At 66.7% G+C, this 25,236-nt stretch carries 27 protein-coding genes; 15 read left to right on the top strand and 12 right to left on the bottom strand.

Annotated features, from left to right (window positions below; all coding sequences use genetic code 11):
- Positions 1 to 23: 23 nt before the first annotated feature.
- The 5 genes from GC150_04810 to GC150_04790 form a co-directional block, all read right to left on the bottom strand.
- Entirely contained in the window at positions 24 to 440 is a 417-nt protein-coding gene (locus tag GC150_04810; GenBank protein ID MBI1384212.1) for a hypothetical protein, read from the bottom strand.
- Positions 437 to 1,285 (bottom strand): transporter substrate-binding domain-containing protein, encoded by an 849-nt coding sequence (locus GC150_04805; GenBank protein MBI1384211.1) that lies wholly within the window; start codon positions 1,283 to 1,285, stop codon positions 437 to 439. The genes GC150_04810 and GC150_04805 overlap by 4 nt, the downstream gene beginning before the upstream one ends.
- Positions 1,286 to 2,233 (bottom strand): hypothetical protein, encoded by a 948-nt coding sequence (locus tag GC150_04800; GenBank protein ID MBI1384210.1) that lies wholly within the window; start codon positions 2,231 to 2,233, stop codon positions 1,286 to 1,288. It abuts the gene before it with no gap.
- A 10-nt stretch (positions 2,234 to 2,243) separates the two neighbouring features.
- Positions 2,244 to 3,446, bottom strand: a complete 1,203-nt coding sequence (locus GC150_04795; GenBank protein ID MBI1384209.1) for an aminotransferase class I/II-fold pyridoxal phosphate-dependent enzyme — start codon at positions 3,444 to 3,446, stop codon at positions 2,244 to 2,246.
- Between the two features lie 98 nt (positions 3,447 to 3,544).
- On the bottom strand, positions 3,545 to 3,862 hold the full coding sequence (locus tag GC150_04790) for a hypothetical protein (protein ID MBI1384208.1): 318 nt from the start codon (positions 3,860 to 3,862) through the stop codon (positions 3,545 to 3,547).
- Positions 3,863 to 4,547: 685 nt separating this feature from the next.
- Between GC150_04790 and GC150_04785 the strand changes: the two genes are divergently transcribed.
- From GC150_04785 to GC150_04775, 3 genes are read left to right on the top strand one after another with little or no spacing between them, the layout of a single operon-like run.
- Positions 4,548 to 6,026, top strand: a complete 1,479-nt coding sequence (locus GC150_04785) for a ribosome biogenesis GTPase Der (GenBank protein ID MBI1384207.1) — start codon at positions 4,548 to 4,550, stop codon at positions 6,024 to 6,026.
- 10 nt (positions 6,027 to 6,036) lie between these two features.
- Complete coding sequence (locus tag GC150_04780) at positions 6,037 to 6,486, top strand: DNA polymerase III subunit chi (GenBank protein ID MBI1384206.1); 450 nt, start codon at positions 6,037 to 6,039, stop codon at positions 6,484 to 6,486.
- On the top strand, positions 6,483 to 7,187 hold the full coding sequence (locus GC150_04775) for a methyltransferase domain-containing protein (protein ID MBI1384205.1): 705 nt from the start codon (positions 6,483 to 6,485) through the stop codon (positions 7,185 to 7,187). The genes GC150_04780 and GC150_04775 overlap by 4 nt, the downstream gene beginning before the upstream one ends.
- Positions 7,188 to 7,199: 12 nt before the next feature.
- On the opposite strand, the gene GC150_04770 is transcribed toward GC150_04775, so the two are convergent.
- Positions 7,200 to 7,793, bottom strand: a complete 594-nt coding sequence (locus GC150_04770; GenBank protein ID MBI1384204.1) for a hypothetical protein — start codon at positions 7,791 to 7,793, stop codon at positions 7,200 to 7,202.
- Positions 7,794 to 7,819: 26 nt separating this feature from the next.
- Positions 7,820 to 9,742: an ATP-binding cassette domain-containing protein gene (locus GC150_04765; protein ID MBI1384203.1), complete on the bottom strand. Its 1,923-nt coding sequence runs from the start codon at positions 9,740 to 9,742 to the stop codon at positions 7,820 to 7,822.
- A 151-nt stretch (positions 9,743 to 9,893) separates the two neighbouring features.
- Here GC150_04765 and GC150_04760 point away from each other — a divergent pair, with 151 nt between their 5' ends.
- The 3 genes from GC150_04760 (at position 9,894) to betC (ending at position 12,340) form a co-directional block, all read left to right on the top strand.
- Positions 9,894 to 10,316 (top strand): nucleoside-diphosphate kinase, encoded by a 423-nt coding sequence (locus GC150_04760; protein MBI1384202.1) that lies wholly within the window; start codon positions 9,894 to 9,896, stop codon positions 10,314 to 10,316.
- Between the two features lie 89 nt (positions 10,317 to 10,405).
- On the top strand, positions 10,406 to 10,798 hold the full coding sequence (locus GC150_04755; GenBank protein MBI1384201.1) for a RidA family protein: 393 nt from the start codon (positions 10,406 to 10,408) through the stop codon (positions 10,796 to 10,798).
- 60 nt (positions 10,799 to 10,858) lie between these two features.
- Positions 10,859 to 12,340, top strand: a complete 1,482-nt coding sequence (betC, locus tag GC150_04750) for a choline-sulfatase (GenBank protein ID MBI1384200.1) — start codon at positions 10,859 to 10,861, stop codon at positions 12,338 to 12,340.
- A gap of 24 nt (positions 12,341 to 12,364) precedes the next feature.
- Here the strand turns inward: betC and GC150_04745 are convergent, their stop codons facing one another.
- Positions 12,365 to 12,838: a GNAT family N-acetyltransferase gene (locus tag GC150_04745; GenBank protein ID MBI1384199.1), complete on the bottom strand. Its 474-nt coding sequence runs from the start codon at positions 12,836 to 12,838 to the stop codon at positions 12,365 to 12,367.
- A gap of 111 nt (positions 12,839 to 12,949) precedes the next feature.
- On the opposite strand from GC150_04745, the gene GC150_04740 reads away from it, so the two are divergent.
- From GC150_04740 to GC150_04720, 5 genes are all read left to right on the top strand, one after another.
- Positions 12,950 to 15,100, top strand: coding sequence for a molybdopterin-dependent oxidoreductase (locus GC150_04740; protein ID MBI1384198.1), 2,151 nt, complete (start codon positions 12,950 to 12,952; stop codon positions 15,098 to 15,100).
- A gap of 110 nt (positions 15,101 to 15,210) precedes the next feature.
- Complete coding sequence (locus tag GC150_04735) at positions 15,211 to 15,780, top strand: urease accessory protein (GenBank protein ID MBI1384197.1); 570 nt, start codon at positions 15,211 to 15,213, stop codon at positions 15,778 to 15,780.
- A gap of 65 nt (positions 15,781 to 15,845) precedes the next feature.
- Positions 15,846 to 16,466, top strand: coding sequence for a hypothetical protein (locus GC150_04730; GenBank protein ID MBI1384196.1), 621 nt, complete (start codon positions 15,846 to 15,848; stop codon positions 16,464 to 16,466).
- Positions 16,467 to 16,542: 76 nt separating this feature from the next.
- On the top strand, positions 16,543 to 17,001 hold the full coding sequence (locus GC150_04725; protein ID MBI1384195.1) for a RidA family protein: 459 nt from the start codon (positions 16,543 to 16,545) through the stop codon (positions 16,999 to 17,001).
- Positions 16,998 to 17,891, top strand: a complete 894-nt coding sequence (locus GC150_04720) for a hypothetical protein (GenBank protein ID MBI1384194.1) — start codon at positions 16,998 to 17,000, stop codon at positions 17,889 to 17,891. Before GC150_04725 ends, GC150_04720 begins: the two co-directional genes overlap by 4 nt.
- Before the next feature lie 24 nt (positions 17,892 to 17,915).
- On the opposite strand, the gene GC150_04715 is transcribed toward GC150_04720, so the two are convergent.
- Positions 17,916 to 18,881, bottom strand: coding sequence for a LysR family transcriptional regulator (locus GC150_04715; protein MBI1384193.1), 966 nt, complete (start codon positions 18,879 to 18,881; stop codon positions 17,916 to 17,918).
- A 2-nt stretch (positions 18,882 to 18,883) separates the two neighbouring features.
- Between GC150_04715 and GC150_04710 the strand changes: the two genes are divergently transcribed.
- The 4 genes from GC150_04710 to GC150_04695 are packed head-to-tail and all read left to right on the top strand — an operon-like array spanning position 18,884 to position 22,497.
- Entirely contained in the window at positions 18,884 to 19,939 is a 1,056-nt protein-coding gene (locus GC150_04710; protein MBI1384192.1) for an LLM class flavin-dependent oxidoreductase, read from the top strand.
- Positions 19,849 to 20,175: a hypothetical protein gene (locus GC150_04705; protein MBI1384191.1), complete on the top strand. Its 327-nt coding sequence runs from the start codon at positions 19,849 to 19,851 to the stop codon at positions 20,173 to 20,175. Before GC150_04710 ends, GC150_04705 begins: the two co-directional genes overlap by 91 nt.
- Before the next feature lie 14 nt (positions 20,176 to 20,189).
- The gene (locus GC150_04700) at positions 20,190 to 20,963 is read left to right on the top strand and encodes an alpha/beta fold hydrolase (protein MBI1384190.1); all 774 of its coding nucleotides are present in this window, start codon (positions 20,190 to 20,192) and stop codon (positions 20,961 to 20,963) included.
- A 46-nt stretch (positions 20,964 to 21,009) separates the two neighbouring features.
- Positions 21,010 to 22,497 carry a sulfatase-like hydrolase/transferase gene (locus tag GC150_04695; protein MBI1384189.1) on the top strand — a complete coding sequence of 496 codons (1,488 nt, stop codon included), beginning with the start codon at positions 21,010 to 21,012 and terminating at the stop codon, positions 22,495 to 22,497.
- A 9-nt stretch (positions 22,498 to 22,506) separates the two neighbouring features.
- Here the strand turns inward: GC150_04695 and GC150_04690 are convergent, their stop codons facing one another.
- From GC150_04690 to GC150_04680, 3 genes are all read right to left on the bottom strand, one after another.
- The gene (locus GC150_04690) at positions 22,507 to 23,526 is read right to left on the bottom strand and encodes a hypothetical protein (GenBank protein ID MBI1384188.1); all 1,020 of its coding nucleotides are present in this window, start codon (positions 23,524 to 23,526) and stop codon (positions 22,507 to 22,509) included.
- 10 nt (positions 23,527 to 23,536) lie between these two features.
- On the bottom strand, positions 23,537 to 24,913 hold the full coding sequence (locus GC150_04685) for an MBOAT family protein (protein ID MBI1384187.1): 1,377 nt from the start codon (positions 24,911 to 24,913) through the stop codon (positions 23,537 to 23,539).
- A gap of 161 nt (positions 24,914 to 25,074) precedes the next feature.
- The coding region (locus GC150_04680; GenBank protein MBI1384186.1) for an arginase at positions 25,075 to 25,236 on the bottom strand (162 nt) is incomplete at its 5' end.

Here is a 25,236-nt window from a genome sequence, read left to right as displayed (position 1 = left end):
CGGCTCACCCGTCGCCCCTGGCTTCAGTCCGAACGGCGCAAACTCCCAAACAAATTCCAACTCGTCGACACGAAGCCCGCAACCGATATTGCAACGCTCACAACCCAGGCCAAAATCCCAATCACGACAAGCGGTACTTCCACCCCGAAGCGCAGCTGAAACTGCTCGTAGTATGAAAACATGCGCAGGGATCCCGCAACGCCGCCCACGACCAGCGAAAGCAGAACCACTTTCTGAAGCCGCGCATGACGATCAATCAACTCCCCCCGCGACTCGGACGCGTGCACAGTCAGCCGCAGAGCAACGCCAACAAGGCAACCAACGGCTACAAAGGACGCGACACTAAGCACAAATGCCGGCACGCTCGCTGAGCTGAACACCAGCATTGGCAGCAGAATCGCCACTAACAACAGGCAGTAGTTAACAAAGATCCCGCTCACTTGAGACACCCCTCCCTGTCCAGCCTTTGGACCCCTCTCGACGCGTGGTAATCACTATTTATTTTCTCAAGCGTGCCATTCTTCTGGATGACAGAGAGCCCACTATTGAACAACTCTCTCAACTCGAAACTTCTAAACACAACCTGATAGGGAGTGGGGCAAAATATCGGATCAAATACGAGCTCGCGCGACGGCGGAGCATCAACGGTTCCCGCTACGCTCGCGCCGACCTGCCTGGTGTAAAAATCGAATATCAACTCATCAGCAATGACGACATCAACGAATCCGCTCGCCAACACCACAGAATGGCTCAACTGATCGGCACGTTCAATATACATCGGCGCCCGCTCACTCAGAGGGCCCAGTTCTTTCAACACCGCGGTCGAGCCAGCGAAAGTAACGATCCGACTGAGCTCCAGCGCGCCGATCGGGTTGTTGCCCAGTCCTCCAGGTATTGATGAGCGATCGTAGAACACACCATTCTGGTAGTAGATATAGGGTTCTGATCGAACGCCCTTGAGGGTCACTTCCTTTGGCACAGTGATCACCGCATCTAACCGCTGATCACTTGCGTACGACTTCCAGTGCCGAGTAAAAGGCATGATATGGAACTCGATACGCCGGTTCAGTCCGGCGGCCTCGAATGCGGCTTGTACGATGTCAGCTTCCCGGCCCCGCCCGTCGAGGTCCATCTGGGGCGGCAAGAGCGGAGCGGCAATTCGCAGCGCGACATCATCCTCGGCCCGCGGCAACCCACTCAACAAGGCAAAAAAGAACAATCCCAAACAGAGGGCGCCTAGGACAATGTCTGTAGCCTGCCGATACATGATTTCCGGAACATGCATCTATGTTATCGGCCCCCGATCCTTGCTGGACTCGAGCACATCTTCCCACTCGACATCCTCGAAGAAAACATAAAACCGTCCGGCATTAAGGAGGTCATATGCACTATTCGCAAAGAACACGATGAGAACCCAGTACACCGGAAAATGCGTAGAGGTCATGTCGAGTCTTTCAAGAAACCCAACCAGATCGTAGTATATCGTGGCCATGACCTGTGGTGATGTGGGCAGCGTATCCATGATCGTGAGTGGCCCCCCGATCGATTGCTGGACGCATTCAGTGGCCGACGAGCGGCATGTGCCGACGATCGAGAATGGGGCAAGGGCGATCAACCCGGCCACGAGATTGTTCCGCCACCAGACGTTTCCAGCCGACGGTCCGTTCGCCGCCACCATGTTGTTGACATGCAGCTCAAGTCGCACCTCCTGCCGACGCGCGATCGCAATCCATGCTGCATTCATCAGCAGCAATGCCGCATGCATGACGACATACCCCAGAAAAACCGAAGAACTCAGCGGCAGGTTTGATGACAACGCAAAAGTGACGTACTCAAACTCTGCGCAAATGATATAAAAAAGGGTGCCATGCAGAAATATCACAACCAGATGGAATGCGATGGACGCATTCGACAGATCACCCTTGGCCCGGTCGGCTGCCGGGGCGATCGCATGAGCACGGGCTGCTGCAATAACGAGGCTTTGGAGGTTCCTAGGCACCCAAAAGAATCGCAGGCCCAGAAGCGTGATATTGGCGAAGAGAAAGAACACCAAAATCGACTTCTCGTCGGCTACCGGCGCGGTGCCTGAGAGCAGTTTCGTGAGATAGGCCTGCGATCCGAGGAAGACCTGCGTCAGGCCCAACGCCATGGCAAAGGCATAGACGGTCGAGAGCACGTCAAGACCACGTACCGTGGTCTTGACCTTGACGGAGACGGCCTGATCGGACTTCATGGTGCGCCCCTCACCTCAAATTCCCGCAGAACCGCTGGATGCGCGTGCAAGCTTCTTCGAGCGCGGCAGTCGAGGTGGCATAGGAAATCCGGAAAAACGGCGAGAGGCCGAACGCCGCGCCTTGCACGACGGCAACGCCCTCCTCTTCGAGCAGCGCGGTGACGAACGCCTCGTCGTCGGAAATCACCTTGCCCGAGGCCGATGTCGTGCCGATGCAGCCGGCGCACGAGGGATAGACGTAGAATGCCCCCTCCGGCGTCGGGCAATGCAGTCCCTTGGCCTGGTTCAGCATCGAGACGACGAGGTCGCGCCGCGCCTTGAAGGCCTCGGCCCGCTCGGCGATGAAATCCTGCGGCCCATCGAGCGCCTCGACCGCCGCCCACTGCGCGATCGACGAGGGATTCGAGGTCGACTGAGACTGCAGCTTGCCCATCGCCTTGATGAGCTCGGCCGGTCCGCCCGCATAGCCGATCCGCCAGCCGGTCATCGCATAGGATTTCGACACCCCGTTCATGGTCAGCGTGCGCGACTTGAGCGCGGGCTCGACCTCGACCGGCGTGACGAAACGGAAGCCGTCGTAGGTGAGGTGCTCGTACATGTCGTCCGAGAGCACCCAGACGTGCGGATGGCGCAAGAGAACGTCGGTGAGCGCCTTGAGCTCGGCATGGGAATAGGCCGCCCCCGAGGGGTTCGAGGGCGAGTTGAAGACGAGCCACTTGGTCTTCGGCGTGATCGCGGCCTCGAGGGCGCCCGCCGTCAGCTTGAAGCCGTCCTCCATGCGCGTTTCGACGAACACCGGCGTACCACCACCGAGCAGCACGATGTCCGGGTAGCTGACCCAATAGGGCGCCGGCACGATCACCTCGTCGCCCGGATTGAGCGTGGCGATGAGCGCATTGTAGAGCACCTGCTTGCCGCCGGTGCCGACGGTGATCTCGGCGGCCGTGTAATCGAGCCCGTTCTCACGCTTGAACTTGCGCGCGATCGCCGCCTTCAGTTCCGGTATCCCGTCGACGGCCGTGTACTTGGTCTCGCCGCGCCGGATGGCCGCGATCGCCGCCTCCTTGATGTTGTCGGGCGTGTCGAAATCGGGCTCGCCCGCGCCGAGGCCGATGACGTCCTTGCCTGCCGCCTTGAGGTCGCGCGCCTTCTGCGTGACCGCGATGGTGGCGGACGGCTTGATGCGACCGAGGCTTTCGGCGAGGAAGGGCATGGCGGGACTCCGCTTATTGGATTGGACGCGCGGACCATAGAGCCCGACGCGCCCAACCTGCAAGCGCCAGCACCGCCGATCGAACCCGGCCACCGCGCCTATTGCGAACAGCGCAGGAGAACGCTCCAGCTGATCCGCCCGTCAGGAAGCCGCGTCGTCGAACTCGCGAGGCTCAGTCGCCGGTGCGGGGCACACCCGTTCCGCGCCGCGTACATGTACCGGTCCCTCGCATGGACGGCACCAAAGCCCAGCGGCCGGGTCGTGCCGCTCACACGGCAGTTCCAGGCGGTCGCCGAGACGATTTCGAGGGTCATGCCGCGTGGGCAGCTCGGCAGATCACCGGCGGTCGCACTTGCCGTCGCGGCAACGAGGCCGGCCACGGCGAGCATGGCGGCGCTGATGGGGCTCTTTTGCATTCCCGGGTTCTCCTCTCGAACCGCATCCTCCCCGGTGCCGGCGACGGGCCTGGCCGCTGGCATCCCGTGATCCCCCCGGCAAGTGGAACGCTGAGAACTGTTCGAGCCGACGCCGAGGCCTTCGGCAGTGAGCGATACGCACAGCGCATGGCCGGTGTGCAGCGCAGCAATGCTGCCTTGCACAATTTCCTCTGGCGCCTACATCCGGCCGGCATCGAGCAACTGGAAACCAAGACCCGGAGATCCCCCATGAGCGAGTTCCTCATGAGGGTGGCAACGGTCGCGGCGGCTCTGCCGCTTCTCGGCGCCGTTTCGAGCTTCCTCGGCGGCATCGCGTTCATGATCGTGAGCACCCTCGCCTCGGCCATCTAGTGTTCCGGCTCCGACGTTTGGTACCCTTTGCGGCACGCGATCGACCAAGTGTCGGAGCCAAGTGGAACACTAGCAAGTCTATGATTCTGGTGCAGCTTATGCATCCGACGTTTGGTTCGAAACCGTGCTGCGAGCGGGTACCAAACGTCGGATGCGCTGCACCAGGAGGTCACGGCCGGGCGCCCCCATCCGCGGGCGGCCGGCCGCACGCGACAACCGACCCGAAATCCGCTATCGACAGCGCGACAATGGGCTGCTGTACGTCAGTCGCCCTTTCGGCCGCGCCCGCCGGCCGCCGATCCGGAAACCGACCATGCCCTTCACCGTCACCATCGCCGGCCGACCGAACGTCGGAAAATCGACGCTCTTCAATCGGCTGACAGGACGGCGCATCGCCCTCGTCGACAAGACGCCCGGGTTGACACGTGACCGGCGAATGGCCAACGCCACGATCGCCGGACGCCGCATGACCGTGGTCGATACCGCCGGCCTCGAGGATGCCGATCCCGGCACGATCTCGGCGCGCATGCGTGCCCAGAGCGAACTGGCGATCCGCGAGGCCGATCTCGTCCTCTTCGTCATCGACGCGCGCGCGGGCATCATCGCGGGCGATGAATTGTTCGCCCAGATCGTGCGAGAAAGCGGGCGCCCGGTGCTCCTCCTGGCCAACAAGTGCGAGGGGCGCCAGGGGCTCGACGGCGCCTACGAGGCCTTCTCCCTCGGTCTCGGCGAACCCGTCGCCATCTCCGCCGAACACGGCGAAGGCATGGGGGAACTCTACCGGCTCATCATCGAGCGCTTCGACGATCATGCCATGAGCGCGGCGGAAACCGAGGCTGCGGCGCGGGCGGCGGCGGACAGCGAGAAGGCCGCGGCGTCCGGCCCGGCCCCCGAGGCCGATGCCGGTGCGAAAGGGCCCGCCGACGGGGAGACCGCCGGTGAGGACGCCGGCAGCGAAGGCACCGCCGACGCCGCCCCTCTCCATGCCCTCAAGGTCGCCATCGTCGGGCGCCCGAACGCTGGAAAATCCACCCTCGTCAACAGTCTCCTCGGCGAGGAGCGTATGATCACCGGCCCGGAACCGGGCCTGACCCGCGATTCCATCGCTGTCGATCTGACCTGGACGGGCCGCGCCATCCGCCTCTTCGATACCGCGGGCCTACGGCGCAAGTCGCGCATCCACGAACGCCCCGAACAGCTCTCCGTCGGCGATGCCCTGCGCGCGATCCGCTTCGCCGAGGTGGTCGTCCTTCTCCTCGATGCCGAAAGCCCGTTCGACAAGCAGGACCTCGCCATCGCTGACCTCGTTGCGCGCGAGGGGCGGGCGCTCGTCATCGCGATCAACAAGTGGGATCTGGTGGAGGATAAACCGACGCGTCTGCGCGCGCTGCGCGAGGAGGCCGAGCGCCTCCTGCCGCAGATCCGTGGCGTCCCACTCGTCACCCTCTCGGCGCTCTCTGGCTCCGGCCTCGAGCGCCTGCGTAAGGCGGTTCTGGCGATGGAGGAGGCATGGAACCGCCGCATTTCGACGGCCGCGCTCAACCGCTACCTCGCCGAGGCGACCGGACGCCATGCCCCGCCCGCCGTCTCCGGCCGCCGCGTGCGCTTGCGCTACATGACGCAGCCGAACGCCCGCCCCCCCACCTTCATCGTTTTCACCTCCCGCCCCGAGGCACTGCCCGAGGCCTACCAGCGCTATCTGGTCAACGGCTTGCGTGAGGCATTCGACTTGCCCGGCGTTCCCATCCGCCTGCACTGGCGCAAGGGGAAGAATCCCTTCGCCGAGGGCTGAGGAGGCATCGATGGCCGAGGTCTGGTTCTATCACCTCGAGAGCCGCCCGCTGGAGCGTGTCCTGCCGATGCTCCTCGAACGCACGCTGGCTCGCGGCTGGAAGGCGGTCGTCCAGGCGGGCTCGCCCGAACGCGTTGCCGCGCTCGATTCCCACCTCTGGACCTACGAGAATTCCAGTTTCCTTCCCCATGGCCGGAGCGGCGAACCCAACGCAGGACACCAGCCGATCCTGCTGACCGCAGAGGACGGGAATGAGAACAGCTCTACCGTGCGCTTTCTGGTGGATGGCGCCTGGACCGGTGGCCTCGATTGCTACGAGCGCGTGATCGTCATCTTCGACGGCGGCGACGCGGACCAGCTCGCGGCCGCCCGTACCCACTGGAAGGAGGCCAAGGCCGCCGGCCATGCTCTTTCCTACCACCAGGAGACCCCGGACGGGAGATGGGAGAAAAAGGCATGAGCGGCACCGACGACGATCGCGAGCAACGTTTGCGCGCCGAGGGCCGGGCCAACGCCTACGCCCTCCAGCAGGAAGCCGAGGCCGCCGGCACGCCCTTTTCCTGGTTCGATGCTCTCTATCGCAAGGCGGACGGCGAACCCGGCCTCATCCCCTGGGAAAAGGCCGCCCCGCGTTTTCGCCTCGCCGCCTGGCTCGCGGACAACCCGGGCGCCGGCCGGCGCGCCATCGACGTCGGCTGCGGCCTCGGCGACAATGCACGCATGATCGCCGAGGCCGGCTGGCAGGTCACCGCCTTCGACATTGCAGAGACCGCGGTCGCCTGGGCCGCCCGGCGCCATGCGGGCATCGCCCGCCTCTCCTTCGTTGCCGCCGACCTTCTTTCCCCTCCCGCCGATTGGCGCGGCGCCTTCGACCTCGTGCACGAAACCTACAATCTTCAGGCGATGCCGCGCCATCTCCTCGCTCGGGCCGTCGCGGCGCTGCCCGCCCTCGTTGCCCCGGGCGGCCGCCTCCTCCTCATGACCCGTTTCGCCGATCCGGACCGGGAGGCTCCGCCCCCGGGCCCACCCTGGCCCTTGACCGAGGCCGACCTCGCCCCCCTCGAGCGTGCCGGCTTGGTACGCGTTGAAGCCGAGCGTTTCGACGACCGCCGCGATCCCCCGATCCCCCACTTGCTCGCGCTCTACGAACGGGCGAAGTGAAGCGGCTGGCGGTCAAAGCCCGTCCACGCGCGGCGAGAGCCAGGGTGTGAAGAGCGCACGCAATCGCTCGACTTCGCCCTCGCCCTCGAGGATCACGTCGAAGCCCCCGTCATAGGGCGCAAAGACCCGGCCCGCGTCCGGGGAGACGAAAACGACGTTGGCGATGCGATCGTCCGCGATGTCGGCGAGAAGATCGGCCCAGCACCCGGGCTGCCAGCGAAGCGAGCGCGCATAGGCGAGCCAGCGCGCTCCGGGCTCGCCCTCCCCGCCACTGTCGCCATCGGCCTCGCGCCAGTTCATGGTCGGTCGCACACCAGCGGGCAGGCCGATGCTTCGCTTGACCCGTTTCTTGTACTTGCGCCCACTCCCATCGACGAAGCTGCCAACGACCCAAGCCTCGGCGTCGGCCCCACCGAGGACGAACGCCGCGATCGCCTCGGCGCGCGCCGCGATCTCGGCCTGCTCGCCTGCCGTCGTGGCGTAGCGCTTGCCGCCTGGCAGGCCGTAGGCGCGCGCCCAGCTTCCGGCGCGCTCTTGACGCAGGTCATGTCCGAGGGGCGGAACATCGCCGTAGCGATCACGCCAGAGCCTTGCAAAGCCGACCATTCTCTTGCGCTCCCGTTGCCGCTCGACTATTTCCCCCCGCCACTCTCCAGCAACTCGCTCGCCTCCAGCCAGGCGGCTTCCGTCTCCTCGAGGTCACGGGCGAGTTCGGCGCGCTTTTGCGCATAGCGCGCGACCTTGTCCGGCTCGCGCTGATAGAGATCGACGTCCGAGAGGGCGGCATCGAGCCGGGCGATCTTGGAGGAAAGGTCCTCCATGCGCCGCTCGTGGCCCGCGATCTCCTTGCGCAACGGTGCGAGATCGGCCCGCCGGAGCGCCGACGTCCGCCGGTCGCCCGAGCGCAATTCGCTTCCTCGCGGGTCACCATCGCCGCCCGCCCTGGCCGCCGCCCCGCTGTTCTGACCTCCCCGCCGCCCCCGTCCGCCCCGCTCGGCGAGGCATTCCATCCGATAGCTCTCGATGTCGCCGTCGTAGGGCCGGACCGAGCCATCCCTCACGACCCAGAGCCGGTCGGCCGTCGCCTCGATCAGATGCCGGTCGTGGCTGATGAGGATGACCGCCCCTTCGTACTCGTTGAGCGCCATGACGAGCGCCTCGCGGCTGTCGACGTCGAGATGGTTGGTCGGCTCGTCGAGGATGAGGATGTGAGGGCCCTCGAACGTGGCGATCGCGAACAGCAGCCTGGCCTTCTCGCCGCCCGAGAGATGCGCGCATTTCGTGTCCGCCTTGTCGGCGCCGAAGCCGAGGGCGCCGAGCTTTGCCCGCTTCTGGGCTTCCGTCGCCTCGGGCATCAGGGCGGCGATATGCGTATAGGGCGAGCCGGCGGGGTCGAGTTCGTCGAGCTGATGCTGCGCGAAATAGCCGAACGTGAGCTTCTTGGAGCAGCGGCGCAGCCCCTCGCGCGGCTCGAGCCGGCCCGAGATCAGCTTGGCGAAGGTCGACTTGCCATTGCCGTTCGCCCCGAGCAGGCCGATGCGATCGTCCTCGTCGATCCTGAGCGAGAGGCCGGCGAGCACGGGTGGGCCCTCGCCGTAGCCGACGCTCGCCCCCTCGAGCCGAAGGAGCGGATCGCCGAGCTTCTTGGCCGGGCTCGGAAAGATGAAAGGCGCGACGCGACGCTCGATGACCTCGGCGATGGGTTGCATGCGCTCGAGCGCCTTCAAGCGGCTCTGTGCCTGACGCGCCTTGGTGGCCTTGGCCCGAAAGCGCTCGACGAACGCCTCCATGTGGCGGCGCTGGTCGTCCTGCTTGGCCTTGAGTTTGAGGTCGAGGCGCTGGCGCTCGCGGCGCTGACGCTCGAAGTCATCGTAGCCCCCCGAATAGAGGGTGAGCTTGCCGCGATCGAGATGCAGGATGCTGCCGACCGCCTTGTTGAGGAGATCGCGGTCGTGACTGACGATGAGGACCGTGTGCGGATAGCGCGCGATGAAGGTCTCGAGCCAGAGCGCACCCTCGAGGTCGAGGTAGTTGGTCGGCTCGTCGAGCAGCAGCACCTCGGGACTCGCAAAGAGCGCGGCCGCGAGCGCTACGCGCATCCGCCAGCCACCCGAAAAGGAGCCGCAGGGCCGCGCCTGTGCCGCCTCGTCGAAACCGAGGCCCGAGAGGATGGTGGCGGCCCGCGCCGGTGCCGCGTGGGCGTCGATGTCGGCGAGGCGCTGGTGAATCTCGGCGATGCGGTGCCCATCACTCGCCGTCTCGGCCTCCGCGAGCAGGGCCGCGCGCTCGAGGTCCGCCTGGAGCACCCACTCGACGAGGCTTTCCGGCCCGCCCGGTGCCTCCTGCGCGACGATGCCGATGCGTGCGGCCTTGGCCGTCGAGATGCTTCCCCCGTCGAGCGCGAGTTCTCCGGTGACGAGCCTGAGCAGCGTCGTCTTGCCGGCCCCGTTGCGCCCGACGAGGCCGACCTTGTGACCGGTCGGGATGCCCGCCGTCGCGCTCTCGAAGATCGGCTTTCCGTCGATGCGGAAGGTGATGTCGTTGATGTGCAGCATGGCCGTGCACATAGCGCCATGGCCGGCCCGCGTCACCTGCCGGCACGCGTCCGCCGCACCGCGACGCCCAATGCTTGCTGGCGGCGGGCGGCAAGGCTATAGCTCCGCCCGATCAGAGCCCAACCCCGACACCGAGACGAAAGGCCCCCCGATGGCTGTCCAGCGCACGTTCTCCATCATCAAACCCGATGCCACCGCCCGCAACCTCACCGGCAAGATCAACGCCGTGATCGAGGAGGCAGGTCTTCGCATCGTCGCCCAGAAGCGGGTCCGCTGGACGCGGGCGCAGGCCGAGAAGTTCTACGAGGAGCACGCCGGGCGCGGCTTCTACGGCGAACTGGTCGAGTTCATGACCTCCGGCCCGATCGTCGTCCAGGTGCTGGAGGGCGAGGATGCGATCGCCAAGTACCGCACCGTGATGGGCAAGACCAACCCGGCAGACGCCGACCCGGGCACCATCCGCAAGCTCTTTGCCAAGTCGGTCGGCGAGAACTCGGTGCACGGCTCCGACAAACCGGAATCGGCGGCCCGCGAGATCGAGCTCAACTTCCGTCTCGACGAAATCGTCGGCTGAGGCGGTTCGGCACGCGCGCACCGGGCGGCGGGGCCACTCGACCAACCGCCCGGTATGCCCACCCACCGTTGCCAGGAGGACAATCCGCCATGCGCCAGCACATTTCGTCGGGCTCACGCTTCGAGAGCCTCGTCGGCTATTCGCGTGCCGTCGTCGACGGCGAATGGATTTTCGTCTCCGGCACCACCGGTTTCGACTACAAGACGATGACGCTGGCGGATGGCGTCGTCGCCCAATGCCGCCAGACCCTCGACAACATTTCGGCCGCGCTCACCGCCGCCGGTTCCTCGTTGGACGATGTCGTGCGCGTCACCTACATCCTGCCCGACCGCACCGAGTTCGAGCCCTGCTTCCCGCTCCTTTCCGAGGCCTTCGCCAAGGCGCGTCCCGCCGCCACGATGTTCGTTGCGGAATTGATCGACCCCGCGATCCGGATCGAGATCGAGGTCACGGCGCGCCGGCGCATGAGCGCGCCGGGCTGACGGCGCTCCCCGCTGCCACGACCGAGGACGTCAGCCGTGCGCCCCAACATACTCGTCGTCATGGTCGATCAGCTCGCCGGGACCTTCTTTCCCGACGGTCCAGCCGAATTCCTGCGCACGCCGCACCTTGCCGCGCTCGCCACCCGCTCGGTGCGCTTCGCCAACGCCTATACGGCCTCCCCGCTCTGCGCCCCGGGCCGCGCGAGCTTCATGTCTGGCCAGCTCCCCTCGCGCACCCGCGTCTACGACAATGCCGCCGAATTCGCCTCCGCGATCCCGACCTATGCCCATCACCTGCGCCGGGCCGGCTACCAGACCTGCCTTTCCGGCAAGATGCACTTCGTCGGACCGGATCAATTGCACGGCTTCGAGGAGCGACTGACCACGGATATTTATCCCGCCGACTTCGGCTGGACCCCCGACTACCGCAAGCCCGGCGAGCGCATCGACTGGTGGTATCACAACATGGCCTCGGTCACCGGCGCCGGCGTCGCCGAAATCACGAACCAGCTCGAATACGATGACGAGGTCGCCTACCACGCCGTGCGCAAGGTCTACGATCTCGCCCGCGGCGCCGACGAGCGGCCCTGGATGCTGACGGTGAGCTTCACCCATCCGCACGACCCCTTCGTCGCCCGTCGCCGCTACTGGGATCTGTACGCGGACTGCGGCCACCTGTTGCCCGTCGTCCCCGCCATGCCCTACGAGGCGCACGACGCCCACGCCCGCCGCATCTTCGATGCCAACGACTGGTGCAGCTACGACATCCGCGACGAGCACATCCGCCGGGCCCGCCGCGCCTATTTCGCCAACATCTCCTACCTCGACGACAAGATCGGCGAGATTTTCTCTGCCCTCGAGGCGACCCGCCAGGAGGCGATCGTCGTTTTCGTCTCCGACCACGGCGACATGCTTGGCGAGCGCGGCCTCTGGTACAAGATGAACTTCTTCGAGGGCTCGGCCCGCGTGCCGCTGATGATCGCCGCCCCTGGTCTGGCCCCGCGCCTCGTCACCGCTCCCGTCTCGACCATGGACGTGACGCCGACCCTCGCCGATCTCGCCGGCATCGACCTTGCCGACGTCTTGACCTGGACGGACGGCGAGAGCCTGCTGCCGCTCGCCCGCGGCATACCCCGAACCTCGCCCGTGCTCATGGAGTACGCCGCCGAGGCCTCGATCGCCCCGCTGGTGGGCATCCGCGATGGAAAGTGGAAATATATCCACTGCGAGGCCGACGCCCCGATGCTCTTCGACCTCGAGGCCGACCCGCACGAGCTTTCCAACCTCGCGGGCGACCCCGCCCACGCCGGGGCAACAGCCCGCATGGCCGCCGCCGTCGCCGCCCGCTGGGACATGGCCCGCTTCGATGCCGAGGTGCGCGAGAGCCAGGCGCGCCGATGGGTGGTCTATGAAGCACTGCGCAACGGCAATTACTTCCCCTGGGACTTCCAGCCCCTGCAGAAGGCGTCCGAGCGCTACATGCGCAATCACATGGACCTCAACATCCTCGAGACGTCGAAGCGCTTTCCCCGGAGCGAGTGACGCGCGCGCCTGCCGCGTTCCGGTTCACGCCCCCGTCGGCACCGAATAGAGAATGAAATCCGACTTCGGCGCGAAAGTGTCGTAGAGGGTCCGCGCCGGGTAATTGAACTCCTGCGTCAGCCAGCGCACGTTCGCGATGCCGCGCGCCCGCGCGAACGCGATGACGTGCTCGATCAGCGCCCGCCCCGTGCCGCCGCCCCGGATGCCCGGCTCGACGTAGAGATCGCTGAGATAGACGACGTGCCCGCCGCCGAGTGAACGGTGCATGAGCTGGTATTGCACGAGCCCGACGAGCCGCCCGTCCGCTGCCTCGGCGACGTCGCACCAGAAGGGCTCGCCCGCATCCGCGATCCAGCCCCAGACGGTCCCGGCTGCGCCCTCGGGCAGCGTCACCCGGTAGAATGCCGCATAGGCCTCGAACATCTCGAGCCAGCGCGCATGCTCGCCCGGCACCACCGGCCTGATCCGCGGTCGATTTTCCTTTCCAGGTTCCGTCATCGCATCCTCCACCGGTTGCGCGCGATATGCGCTGCGCCCCCCAATTCGCCTTGCCGCTGGTCCGCGTCAGGCCGTAAAACGGTTGCGATCGCCAGGAAGGGACGGCCGCCCATGACCAAGCCACTCCGCATCGGCCACTCGGCCTGCCCGCACGATTGTCCCTCGACCTGCGCCCTCGACATCGACGTGATGCCCGACGGCTTGATCGGCCGCGTGCGCGGCGCGCGCGACAACACCTACACGGACGGCGTCATCTGCGCCAAGGTCGCGCGCTATGCCGAGCGCGCGAACCATCCGGACCGCCTCCTCCATCCGCTGCGCAGGGTCGGCCCGAAGGGCGCCGGCCAGTTCGAGCGCTGCTCGTGGGACGAGGCCCTCGACCGTGTCGCCGAAGGCCTCATCGAGGCCGAGCGCCGACATGGGTCCGAAGCCGTCTGGCCCTACTTCTATGCAGGCACGATGGGCCTGCTGCAGCGCGACGGCATCCACCGGCTCCGCCACGCCAAGCGCTATTCCCGGCAGGGCGAGACGATCTGCATCGCGCTGCCCGTCGCCGGCTGGGTCGTCGGCCACGGCAAGCGTCGGGGGGTCGATCCGCGCGAGATGGCCAAGTCCGACGTCATCGTGCTCTGGGGAACCAACGCGGTGCACACCCAGGTCAACGTGATGGCGCATGCAACGCGCGCCAGGAAGGAACGGGGCGCCCGCATCGTCGCCGTCGACATCTACCGCAATGCCACCCTCGAGCAGGCCGAACTCCCCCTCGTCATCCGCCCGGGAACGGATGCCGCGCTGGCCTGTGGCGTGCTCCATATCCTCTTTCGCGACGGCCATGCCGACCGCGAATACCTCTGGCGCTATGCCAGCGGCACTGACGAACTCGAGGACCACGTGCGCAGCCGCACACCGGAGTGGGCTGCCGCGATCACCGGCCTTTCCGTCGACGAGATCGAGGCCTTCGCCCGTCTCGTCGGCGAGCACCCGCGCACGCTGCTGCGCCTCGGCTATGGTTTTTCGCGCAGTCGCAACGGCGCCATGAGCATGCACGCCGCCTGCTGTATACCGGTCGTCACCGGCGCCTGGCAGCACGAGGGCGGCGGCGCCTTGCAGAGCAACTCGGCGATTTACGACATCGACAAGAGCCTCATCGTCGGTCGCGAACTGCTCGACCGCACGACGCGCATCATCGACATGAGTTGCATCGGCCCGGCGCTGACCGGCGATGCCATCGCCCTCGATGGCGGCGGACCCGTCTCCGCGCTCTTCATCCAGAACACCAACCCGGTCTCGGTCGCCCCGGATCAGCGGCTCGTCAAGCGCGGCATCTCGCGCGATGACCTCTTCGTCGCCGTCCACGAGCAGTTCATGACCGAGACGGCACGCTATGCGGACGTCGTGCTGCCCGCCGCGATGTTCACCGAGTACGAAGACATTTACATCTCGTCCGGCCAGACCCACCTCCTCGCCGGACCGAAACTGGTGGATCCGCCCGCCGAGTGCCGCTCGAACCATTGGGTCATCCGCGAACTCGCCGCCCGCCTCGGGATCGCCGACGCGCACGAAGGCTTCCGCCTCGAGGCGCCCGAGATTCTCGATCGAACGCTGCGCGCTTCCGGCTTTCCAGGCTGGTCCGAACTCGTTGAACGGCGCTGGATCGACTGCGCACTCCCATTCGAGAAGGCTCATTTCCTCGACGGTTTCGAGACCAGCGATGGCCGCTTCCAGTTCGCGGCCGACTGGGCGGGGCTGCAAGCACGCAGCGAGCGTCCGGTGGGCGATGCGAGCACCATGCCGCGCTTGCCCGACTATTGGCGCATCACAGAGGCGGCCGACGCCCGGCATCCCTTCCGGCTTGCCACCAGTCCCGCCCGCAACTTCCTGAATTCGACCTTCACCGAGACCCCGACGAGCCGTGCGCGCGAAGGCGGTCCGAAGGTGCTGGTCCACCCAAGCGACCTTGCGAGCCTCGGGGCCCATGATGGCCAGCGCCTGCGCCTCGGCAACGCCCGTGGCGAGGTGATCGTCACCGCGAAGGCCTTCGATGGCGTCCTGCCCGGCGTGCTGATCGTCGAGAGCATCACGCCGAACGACCATTTCGAGGCGGGCGAGGGCATCAACACCCTGACCGGTGCGGACCCCGCGCCACCTGTCGGTGGCGCCGCGTTCCACGATAATGCCGTCTGGGCTCGCCCGGTACAGTCGGAAGACGAGGCGACCCCTCGACGAGACGAGAGTGAAAGCGCGGGCCACGTTGTCGCATGACCGACATCGACCTCTGATCGACTGGCGCGCGAAACTGGCTGAGAGGAGATTGTGATATGAGGCACTCGGAGCATGGCCCGGCGATCCAACGACTGCGCTGCGGGCTGGCAATGCTGGCTCTCGTGGCCGTCGCATGCATGGGCTGGCCGGGCGATGCCGCCGCGCACGTCGCCGGCGAGGCGGGCGGGTTCCTGAGCGGCCTCCAGCATCCGATTGCCGGCCCCGACCACCTCCTCGCCATGCTCGCCGTCGGCATCTGGGGCGCCCAGATCGGCGGCCGTTCCGTCTGGTCGCTGCCCATCACGTTTCCCCTGGTGATGGCACTTGGTGGCGTGCTCGGCATGCAAGGCGTTCCGGTCGGACCGGTCGAGATCGCCATCGCTCTCTCGGTCATCGTTCTCGGCCTCGCCATCCTGGCCGCCTGGCGGGCGCCCGAATCCATCGCCCTCGTCATCGTCGGCGCCTTCGCCATCTATCACGGATGGGCGCATGGTGCGGAACTGCCGACCGCCGTCGACCCGGTCGCCTACGGCTTCGGCTTCGTCGTTGCCACTGGCGCGATCCACATCCTCGGCATCGCCTTCGGCCTGCTCCTCGGCCGGCTGGTCGACGGCTGGGTGAGCCGTATCGCCGGCGGCTTGATTGGTGGCATGGGCGTCTGGTTCCTGGTGGGGGCCTGATGTTCGAGCCGTCCGTCGCGCCGGCACCGCCATCTGTCCATCGAGGTCGCCGCCGCGCCGCGCCGATGGCGATCACTGCATTCCTGGCACTCGCGGGGGCATCGCATCCGGCCGCCGCGCACGGCATCCACGAGAACTCGACCTATCTCGAGTCCGGCATGGTGCACGCGGTCATGACCCCGAGCATCCTCCTCGGCGTACTCGCCATCGCACTCTATTACGGGCTCGAGACCTCTCGGCGTCGCGACGGCACAGGCCCCCGAACCGTTCACATCGCCCTTCTGGCCCTCGCCGTCGGGCTCGTTGCCGGCCTTCTCGTTCCCGAGCGCCACGGCCTCGAGGTCTACGCCTTCATCCCCCTCGCCGGCTTCGCGGCGGCCGGCGCCACCTATGCCGCCTCGGGCTTTGCCATGCCATGGCTCGCCTGGCCCGGCGGCCTCCTCATCGGAGCCTCGATGGGGCTTTCCGGCTATCTCGACGGGCCGGCCGACGACCAGTGGTGGTGGTTCGTGCTCGGGATCGTGGCGGCCGTCGCCATTCTCGTCGTCGTTTTGGTCACCCTGGTGCGCTGGCTGACGAAACGAGGGTGGATGACCTGGAGCGGCATCGCCACGCGGATTGCCGCGAGCTGGTGCGCCGCCATTACCGTGTTGCTCGCCAGCCTGCTCGCCATGCCGCCGCGATAGCCGGACCGCCCACCGCTTGCCAAGTGCCACACGAACGCCGATTCTGTGGGTGATCGCCTGCCGACTCACGCCCCGAATGGAGCCTCGGAGGTTAGCCATGCCCGCTTCCCCTGCCGTCCGCTACGAGAACCCGCCCGGCGCCGTCGCCCCACAGAGCGCCTACAGCCAGCTCGCCCGCGTCGCCCCGGGCGGCGAATTGCTGTTCGTATCGGGCCAGGTGGCGGTCGATGCCAAGGGTGCGATCGTCGGCAAGGGTGACTTCAAGGCCCAGTTCGCCCAGGTGCTCGCCAATATCGCCGGCGTGCTCGAGGGGGCGGGAGCGTCCTGCAACGACGTCGCCATGGTCACGTCCTACCTCGTCGATCCCGCCCATGTTCAACCGTTCCGCGAGGCCCGCGCCGAACTCTTCCCGCGCTATTTCGCGGGTCCCGGCTATCCGCCCCACACGATGCTCATCATCTCAGGTCTCGCCCATCCCGATTTCCTGCTCGAGATCGACGTGATCGCGCGAGTCGAGCCGGGAGCCCGCTCGTGAGCGCGCCGCCCCGCTTCCTTCCTTCGATTCTGCTCGCGGGCGCGCTCGTTGCGCTTCTGTCGCCTCCCTCGTCCCTCGCGAGTGAGCCCGGGCAGTCCCCGAGCTATCGCGGCAGTCTCGGCGCCCTTTGGTCCTTCATCGGGCGTGAAAGCCGGCCGGCGCCGGCAGGCTCCGAAACGCAGGTCCGCCCGTCGACCGAGCCCGCGGTCCCCGATACCGGGGAACTCGCCCCCCGGCTCGGTGCGGTCGACGCCTCCCACCTGCCTCAAACGACCGGCGCCTATGTCTCTGCCGGGGTGGATGGCAGCTGGAGCCTGGGCGGCACGGGCCTCGTCAGCCTCGTTTCCACCGACGGCCAGGGCCTCGCCACACCGCCCGCCGCCGACTGCTCGCCGGAGGCCATCACCCACTACGCGAGCGAAGCACCCAATGCCTTCGATGCCGGCAAGAACGGCCTCCTCTACGGTGTTCGCACGCACACCGCCGCGACCCGTGTCGACGACATGCCGGGCTACAATTCCTGCGCCCTCGTCGTCTACGCCATCCTGAAGCAGGCTGGCTGCAAGTGGGCCAAGTCCACCGCCGACGCCAAGGCGATCTATGACATGGCCTGGAAAGCAGGCTGGCGGCCGTCGGACACCCAGCGAGCCGGTTGCCTCGTCGCCTGGAATTCGCACTACGAGGGCCCCCTACCGCGCATCGGCCGCGGCGTCCACGTCGATCGGGAAAAGAAGGGCGGCGTTCTTTTCCGCCACGTCGGCGTCACCATCGGCGAGTGGATGGCGGTCGACAACTCCTCGGCCTGGAGCAAGCCGGAGGCCTTCATCACCGTGCGCCCGTTCCGCTACGAACCACCGATTTTCCTCTGCCAACCCGAGGAAAAGAAATAGTCACCGGCCGTCGTGCCCGGCGCCTCAGCCACCGGGCTCCGGATTGCAATCGCCGATCCAGGGGTGAGCCTGCAGGCTCGCTTCGCGCCAAACGAGGTGGACCGGCCGCGAGAACTCTGGCGCTCCCTCGACCGGATGGAGCCGGCCGGCCGCCACCTGCGGGCCGGCGAGGCCCCAAGGAAGGTATGCCGACCCGCCCCGCGACAGGAGAAAGTCGAGCGCCCACCGACTCGCGCCGAATGTCATGTAGGCGGTCTCATCGACCGGCCAGGCCAGTGAATGCTGGCGCCGGAACTCGGGGCCGAGATCGACATAGATGTACGCCGGGTCCCAGCGCTGGACGCGCCGGGCAACGCTCGCCACCTGCACCAGCCGCTCGCGCGTGATCTCGCGCGAGGCGACACCGGGACCGGCGATCGGCTCGGTCGTCAGCGCGGCATCGGTCAGCCCGCTCGAGAGCCAGAGTTCGATCTCACGCAGCGTCCCGGGCCAGGCCTCGAATGCGAGTTCCGGCTGCGCCCGCCGCGCCCGCTCCAGCCAGGCCGCCCCAGCGCTTTCCCAGAGGTCCGGATGGCTGGCGAAACTGAACAGCCCGGAGAACCCGCGCGGCAGGCCGACCGCCTTTCGCGCCTGCTCCCAGGCCTGCACCATGAGTTCAGCATGGCGCTGGAAAGCAAAGCCCGCGCGCGTCAGTTGCGCGCCACGCCGTGAGCGCACCAGCAGTGGCTGGCCCAGCGTCTCCTCGAGCGCATCGAGGCGCGCCGTCACCGTCGATTGGGTGACGTTGAGGTGCTCGGCCGCCTTGTTGAGGTTGCCCGCCTCGACCACGGCCAGAAAGGTGCGCAGTGCGGCAAGGTTCATCCGAGTTCGCGATCCCTGGTTCGAAACTATCGAACTATCAGTGCATAAGTTTTCATTTTCAAGATCGAGCGTTCTGCGCGATGGTGCTGGCAGGTCGCATCGACGGCCGGCAAGGGGGAGGGTTCGCATCGATGGAATTCAGCATCCAGCTATCGGCCTACTATCCCGACAAGAGCGTCGGTGGTGACAACCTCTATGCCGCCATGGTCGAGCAGGCCGTCCTCGCCGACCGCCTCGGCTTCGACGCCGTCTCGCTCACCGAGCATCACCTCATCAACATCCTGATGCTGCCGGCCCCGCTCCAACTCGCCGTGCAGATCGCCGAACGCACGCGGAGCATCAAGATCCTGACCTCCGTCGTCGTGCTCCCGCTGCACGACATGCGCATTTACGCCGGCGAGGTGATCGTCGCCGACATCCTGACGGGTGGCCGCCTCCATCTCGGCGTCGGCCGCGGCGCCTTCGGTTTCGAGATGGACCGCCTCGGCGTGCCGCTCGCCGTCAGCCGCGAGAAATTCGACGAGAGCCTCGATGTCCTCCAGGCGCTGCTGACCCGCGAGGAGGTATCCTGGAAGGGGAAATACTACGACTTCGAGCCCTTGACGGTGATGCCGCGCCCGGTTCGTCCCATCAAGTTGATGATGGCGGTGATGGTGCCTGAGGGGATTTATGCCTGCACCAAGCGCGGCTTCCACATCCAGACGACACCGCTTTCGGGCGACCACCAAATGATGTTGGATCAGGTCGGCGCCTTCACCCGAGCCAAGGAGGAGATGGGTGAGGCAGGTGCGCACCTGACGCTTTCGCTCTCGCGCGTCGCCTTCATCGCCACGGGCGAGGCCGACCGGCGCGCCAAGATCGAGGCCGCGAACGACTACTACAGCCGCTTCGACAACGTCTACACCGGTCCCGGCATCGTCGAACACGGGATGATAAAGCCGCTGCCGCGCCGCCAGACCATCGAGCAGCTCGCCGAAAGCCTCCTCATCTGCACGCCCCAGGAGATGATCGACAAGCTCGCCCCCTACGCCGAGGCCGGTGTCGACCGTATGATCCTCAGCGTGAATTTCGGCGCGAGCCAGGCCGAGACCCTCGAATGCCTCCATCGCTTCGCCGAGGAGGTGATGCCACATTTCACCGGACGTCGCTCGGCGACCAACCGACCCGCCAGCGCTGCGGCCGAGTAGTTCTCATTCATCGAACGGAGAATGTCATGCCTATCATCAGGGTGGAAATGTTCCCGGGGCGCAGCACCGATCAGAAGCGCGCGCTGGTGCGCGAGCTGACCGACGCCTTCGTGCGCACCTGCGGTGGCAAGCCGGAGGCCGTCCAGATCGTCATCACCGACGTCGCCAAGGGCGACTGGGGCTCCGGAGGCGTACTCTGCTCGGATAAATATCCCGACACGCCCGAGAAGTCCTGATGGGAGCCCCGGCCATGGAAGCGACCCCGATCGACTGCGCCATGACCGTCGAGGGCGCGGGACCACCGCTGGTCCTGGTGCATGGCATCGGCGCGGCGCGCGACGCCTGGCGCCTCGTTGCCCCACTGCTCACCAACCGGTTCACGCTCGTCTCCTATGATCTTCGCGGCCATGGCGCCTCACCGGTCCCCGATGCCCCGTTCGGCCTCGACGAGCTCGTTGCCGATCTCGATCGGGTGCGCGAGCGTTCGGGCTTTTCCCGCGTCCACATCGCCGGCCATTCCCTCGGCGGCATGATCGGTCCCGCCTACGCCCGCCGGTTTCCCGATCGTGTTCTTTCCCTCGGCCTTCTCTCTACGGCTGCCTTCCGCACCGCGGACGACAGCACCAAGGTGTGGGGCGTCGTCAACGCCATGGAGGAAAAGGGCATTCCCCGGGTCCTCGAAACGCTCACCGCCCGCTGGTTCACCGACCCCTTCATTGCCGCCAACCCGGACATCGTGCGTCGCCGCCTCGACCAGGTCGTCGCGACCGACGCTAATGTCTTCATGAACGTCTTTCGCATCTACGCCGGCACCGAGATGGGTCCCTGGCTGCACGAAATCTCCCACCGTGCGCTCGTTCTCACCGGCGAGAACGACGGCGGCTGCAACCCCCGCCTCAACCGTCTCATCGCCGAGGCGATGCCCGCTGCCGAACTCGTCGTGCTGCCCGAGGTCAAGCACGCCATCCTCCTCGAGGCCGCCGCCGACGTCGCTCGCCATCTGACGCGTTTCATGCTGAAGTGAGGCTAGCGGCCCACCTGGCCGTTTACCCAGAGGCGGAGCGAACCTCATGGCTGACAGCGGGAAGCCGAAGAACCTCCTGATCATCATTTCCGACGAACACCGCAAGGATGCGATGGGGTGCGCTGGCCACGCCATCGTGCGCACGCCCAACATCGACGCGCTCGCCGCTCGCGGCAGCATGTTCACCAATGCCTATACGCCCTCGCCGATGTGCGTGCCGACGCGCGCCGCCATCGCGTGTGGCGATCATGTCCACCGCATCGGCTATTGGGACAGCGCCACCCCCTACGACGGCCGGCGCCGGACCTGGATGCACCATCTGCGCGATGCCGGTCGCGAGGTGGTCTCCATCGGCAAGCTGCATTTCCGCTCCGGCGCCGACGACAACGGCTTTTCCGAGGAGATCCTCCCGATGCACGTCGTCGGCGGTGTCGGCTGGGCGATCGGCCTTCTGCGGCAGGACCCGCCACCTTATACCTCCGCGGCCGAGCTGGCTGACGACGTCGGGGCCGGCCCCTCGAGCTACACCGACTACGACCGCGCCATAACCGATGCCGCCGAGCACTGGCTCGCCTCGCGGGCGCGGGGTGCCGAGCCGTGGGCCGCATTCGTCTCCCTCGTAAGCCCCCACTATCCCCTGCGCGCGCCGCGCGAGTTCTTCGATCTCTACGATCCCGCAACCGTCGACCTGCCGATCGGCTTTGGCGAGCGCCGCCCGCCGAGCCATCCCGAACTGCGCAACATCGCCTCGTTCTACGATTACGATCGCTATTTCGACGAGCAGCGCATGCGCGAGGCCCGCGTCGCCTACTATGGGCTCGTCAGCTTCATGGACCATTGCGTCGGTCGCATTCTGACTGCGCTCGATTCCAGCGGCGCGCGCGATGACACGATGGTCCTCTACACCTCCGACCACGGCGAGATGCTCGGCGACCAGGGCTATTGGACCAAGCAGCTCATGTACGAGGCCTCGGCCGGCGTCCCCCTCATCGTTGCCGGCCCCGGAATTCCCGCCGGCCGCAAGGTGGCGACCGCGGCGAGCCTCCTCGACCTCGCCCCGACCGCGGTCTCCGTCACCGGCAGCCCCGACGACGACTGGAGCCGCGCCCTGCCGGGCCGCTCCCTCGCCGCACTCGCATGCGAACCCGACGACCTCGAGCGCACCGCCTTCAGCGAATATCACGACGGCGGCTCCAAGACCGGAACCTTCATGGTTCGCTGGCAGTCGTGGAAATACATCGCCTACGTCGGCCAGCCGCCGCAACTCTTCGACCTGTCGGCCGATCCGCACGAACTCGAGGATCTCGCTCCCGAAAGCAGGTGGCGGCCGGAGGTTGCGGCGGCCCTCACGGAAGGTGCCCGGCGCCTTACCGCCGTCTGCGATCCCGAGGAGGTCAACGCCCGCTGTTTCGCGGACCAGGGCGCCCGCATCGCGGCACTCGGCGGAAGGCAAGCCTGCGAAAGCGCCTACCTGTTCAACCACACCCCGACACCCGATGAGCAGGAGAGGATGAAGACGGGACCCGCGCTCTGAGAAACTCCGTCAGAACCTCTTGGCCTCGACCACACCAGGTCGCGCCAGGAGCCGCCATTCCGGCCCCGATTTTCCCTCCACCGCCGCAAGCGCGCCCTCGATGATCCGCTGGCCGATCGGCAACCGCCAGTGCAGCGCATCCCAGTAGTTGCCGTCCTCGCGGGTCAGCGGAGAGGGGTACCGAAAATCCACGACCGTCGCGCCATGGCGCGCCCCGATCTCCGCGATCCGCCGCTTGCATTCGGCTTCGTGCGCCTCGGCGGGCGATCCGGGGACGGGTTGCGCTCTGACGTGCACGGGGATCACGATGGCGAGCTTCAGCATTTCGCGCGGCGCAACCGCGAGCACGTCCTCGAGCCAGACCAGCGCCGGCAGTTCGCGTCGCGGCGCCGCCGAGACCTCGCCATACTCCGCGATCCGCACCTTGGCCTTCAGGGGATCGTAGGTCGCCTCATCGTGGATGGAAACGCCGAAGCCCGCGCGGGGAATGCGCGGCTCCTCGAGCCCGAGCCTTGCCCCGAGCTGGCGTCCCGCGATCTCGACCGACTTCGCATTGAGGAGATAAAGCCAGTCGTTCCAGGGGTTGTCGTCGTAGATCCAGGGCGGAAAGCCACGATGGGTCGTGCGCTCGACATCCGCATCCGCTGCGCACCAGGCATGGTCGATCCCGATCACGAGCGCATGCGGCCGCGCGACTTCGCGTAGGAAGAGCTTCATCAGTTGTGACTGCTCGAAGGCCGTACTCGCATTCATGCCGAGATTGGCGAAGCGCCCGCCGAAGGCCGCTTCGAGGCGGGTAGGCTCGAGGAGCCGCGCCGTCGATGTGCCGATGACGAGCGAATCGAACTCGCCGCTGAAAATGATGGAGGGGAATTGATAGCGCTGGTTGAGGTCCATTGCGACGTGGGGACCGGCGAGCCTGTGGCGGAGGTTCCCATAGGGGTCCATGAGCGCGACGAATGCGAGGATGGCCACCAGGACCGCCGCGATACCGAAGAGGCTCGCCCTGAGGAATCGGCTCCAGTCCATCCCGCCCTCCTCAGAACTGGAAATAGATGAACGTCTCGGGCTGGCCCTTGCCGACCTCGAGAATGCCCGCGACGGCCGCCACGACGACCGCCGCCACCATCCAGCGCCTCGGCCTCTGCCAGCCGTCGACGAGGCTCAGCATCGGCCGCGGGGCGAGCGCGATGGCGAGCGCGATGGCGAGCAGCACGAGCGTGCCGCCGCGAGGCATCTGCCCCCACTCGGCCGGAAAGAAAAAACCGCCGTAGATGTGACCAGCCGTCGCGAGGTCCGGCGCCCGGAAGATCGCAAAGAGCAGAACCGCGAAGGAAAACGTCGCCAGCCAGCCGAGCGGAGCCGGCATCGAAAGCCGCCCGAGCTGCCAGGCCCGACAGACGACGAGCCCCACCCCATGCGCCAGCCCCCAGATGATGAACGTCCAGCCCGCCCCGTGCCAGAGACCGCAGAGCCCCATCGTCACGAGGCTCGCCATCACGTAGCGCCACCAGCCCGCGCGGCTGCCACCGAGCGGAATATAAAGATAGTCCCTGAGGAAGCGCGAGAGCGTCATGTGCCAGCGCCGCCAGAAATCCCTGAGGTTCTGAGCGCGGTACGGCTGGTTGAAATTCATCGGAAGCGTCAGGCCGAGCATCAGTGCGATGCCGATCGCCATCTCCGAATAGGCCGCGAAATCGAGGAAGATTTGCAGCGCGAACCCGAGGATGGCAAGGCCCGCCTCGGCGAAGGTGACCGGCCCCACGCCCGCCGCCGCATAGATCGGATCGACGACCTCGGCCAACCGGTCGGCGAGATGCACCTTGGCAACCAGCCCCGCCACCAGCAGCACCAGCCCCTTTGCGATGCGCTCCGCCACACCTTCGCGCATCGGATCGAGGTCGAACTGCGGCACGATCTCGTTGTGCCGCACGATCGGCCCGGCGATGAGCTGGGGGAATAGAACGACGAAGAGGGAAAACCGCCGGATGCCGTAGCGCGGCGCCTCTCCCCGGAGCACGTCCGCCAGATACGAGATGATCTGGAAGGTGTAGAAGCTGATGCCGATCGGAAGGATGAGGTCCGCGCGAGGCAACGGCGATCCGATGGCGTCTTCGGCGATGGAAACGAAGAAATCGAGGTACTTGTAGAGCCCGAGCACGGCGAGGTTCGCCGCGATCGCCGCCCCGAGCAGCCAGCGCGCCCCGAACCGGAAGGCCCCCTCCGCCGCCAGCCAGCTGACCAGTGTCTGCGCCAGCAGCAGCGGCAGGAAGCGCACGTCCCACCAGGAATAAAAGAACAGCGACGCCGCGATCAGCAACCACTCACGCACCCGTGGCGACCGAGCCGAGGCATAATAGAGCGCAACCGTCACCGGCAGGAACGCCAGGATGAAAAGCTGGCTGTGAAAGAGCATGCGATCCCGCCCCGGCCGCGTCCGATCCCCCCGATCTCCATGGAATCGCTAGCAGACGCGCCGACCGCCCGATAGTCGTTGCGGTCGGCGCCGGCAACGCGCTTGTTGACGTGTGTCACTTCGATCCAGGACGCGCGGCGCGCGCCCCGGTCGGCACCCCCTCAGTCCGCGCCCGTGACGAAGCCGAGGAACGTCGCCGCCGTCACCGCGCCGAGATAGCTCGTCGCCCCCGTGCCGACATCGAGCAGCGGATTGACCTCGACGAAATCGAAGCCGATCACATTACAGCGCCTGGCGATCGCCGCCAGCATCGCGCGCACATC

It is taken from the genome of Hyphomicrobiales bacterium (genome assembly GCA_016125495.1).
Taxonomy (GTDB): Bacteria; Pseudomonadota; Alphaproteobacteria; order Rhizobiales; family RI-29; genus RI-29.
Note: the sequence above shows the minus strand (reverse complement) of the source record. Positions and strands in the feature narration are given on the sequence as shown.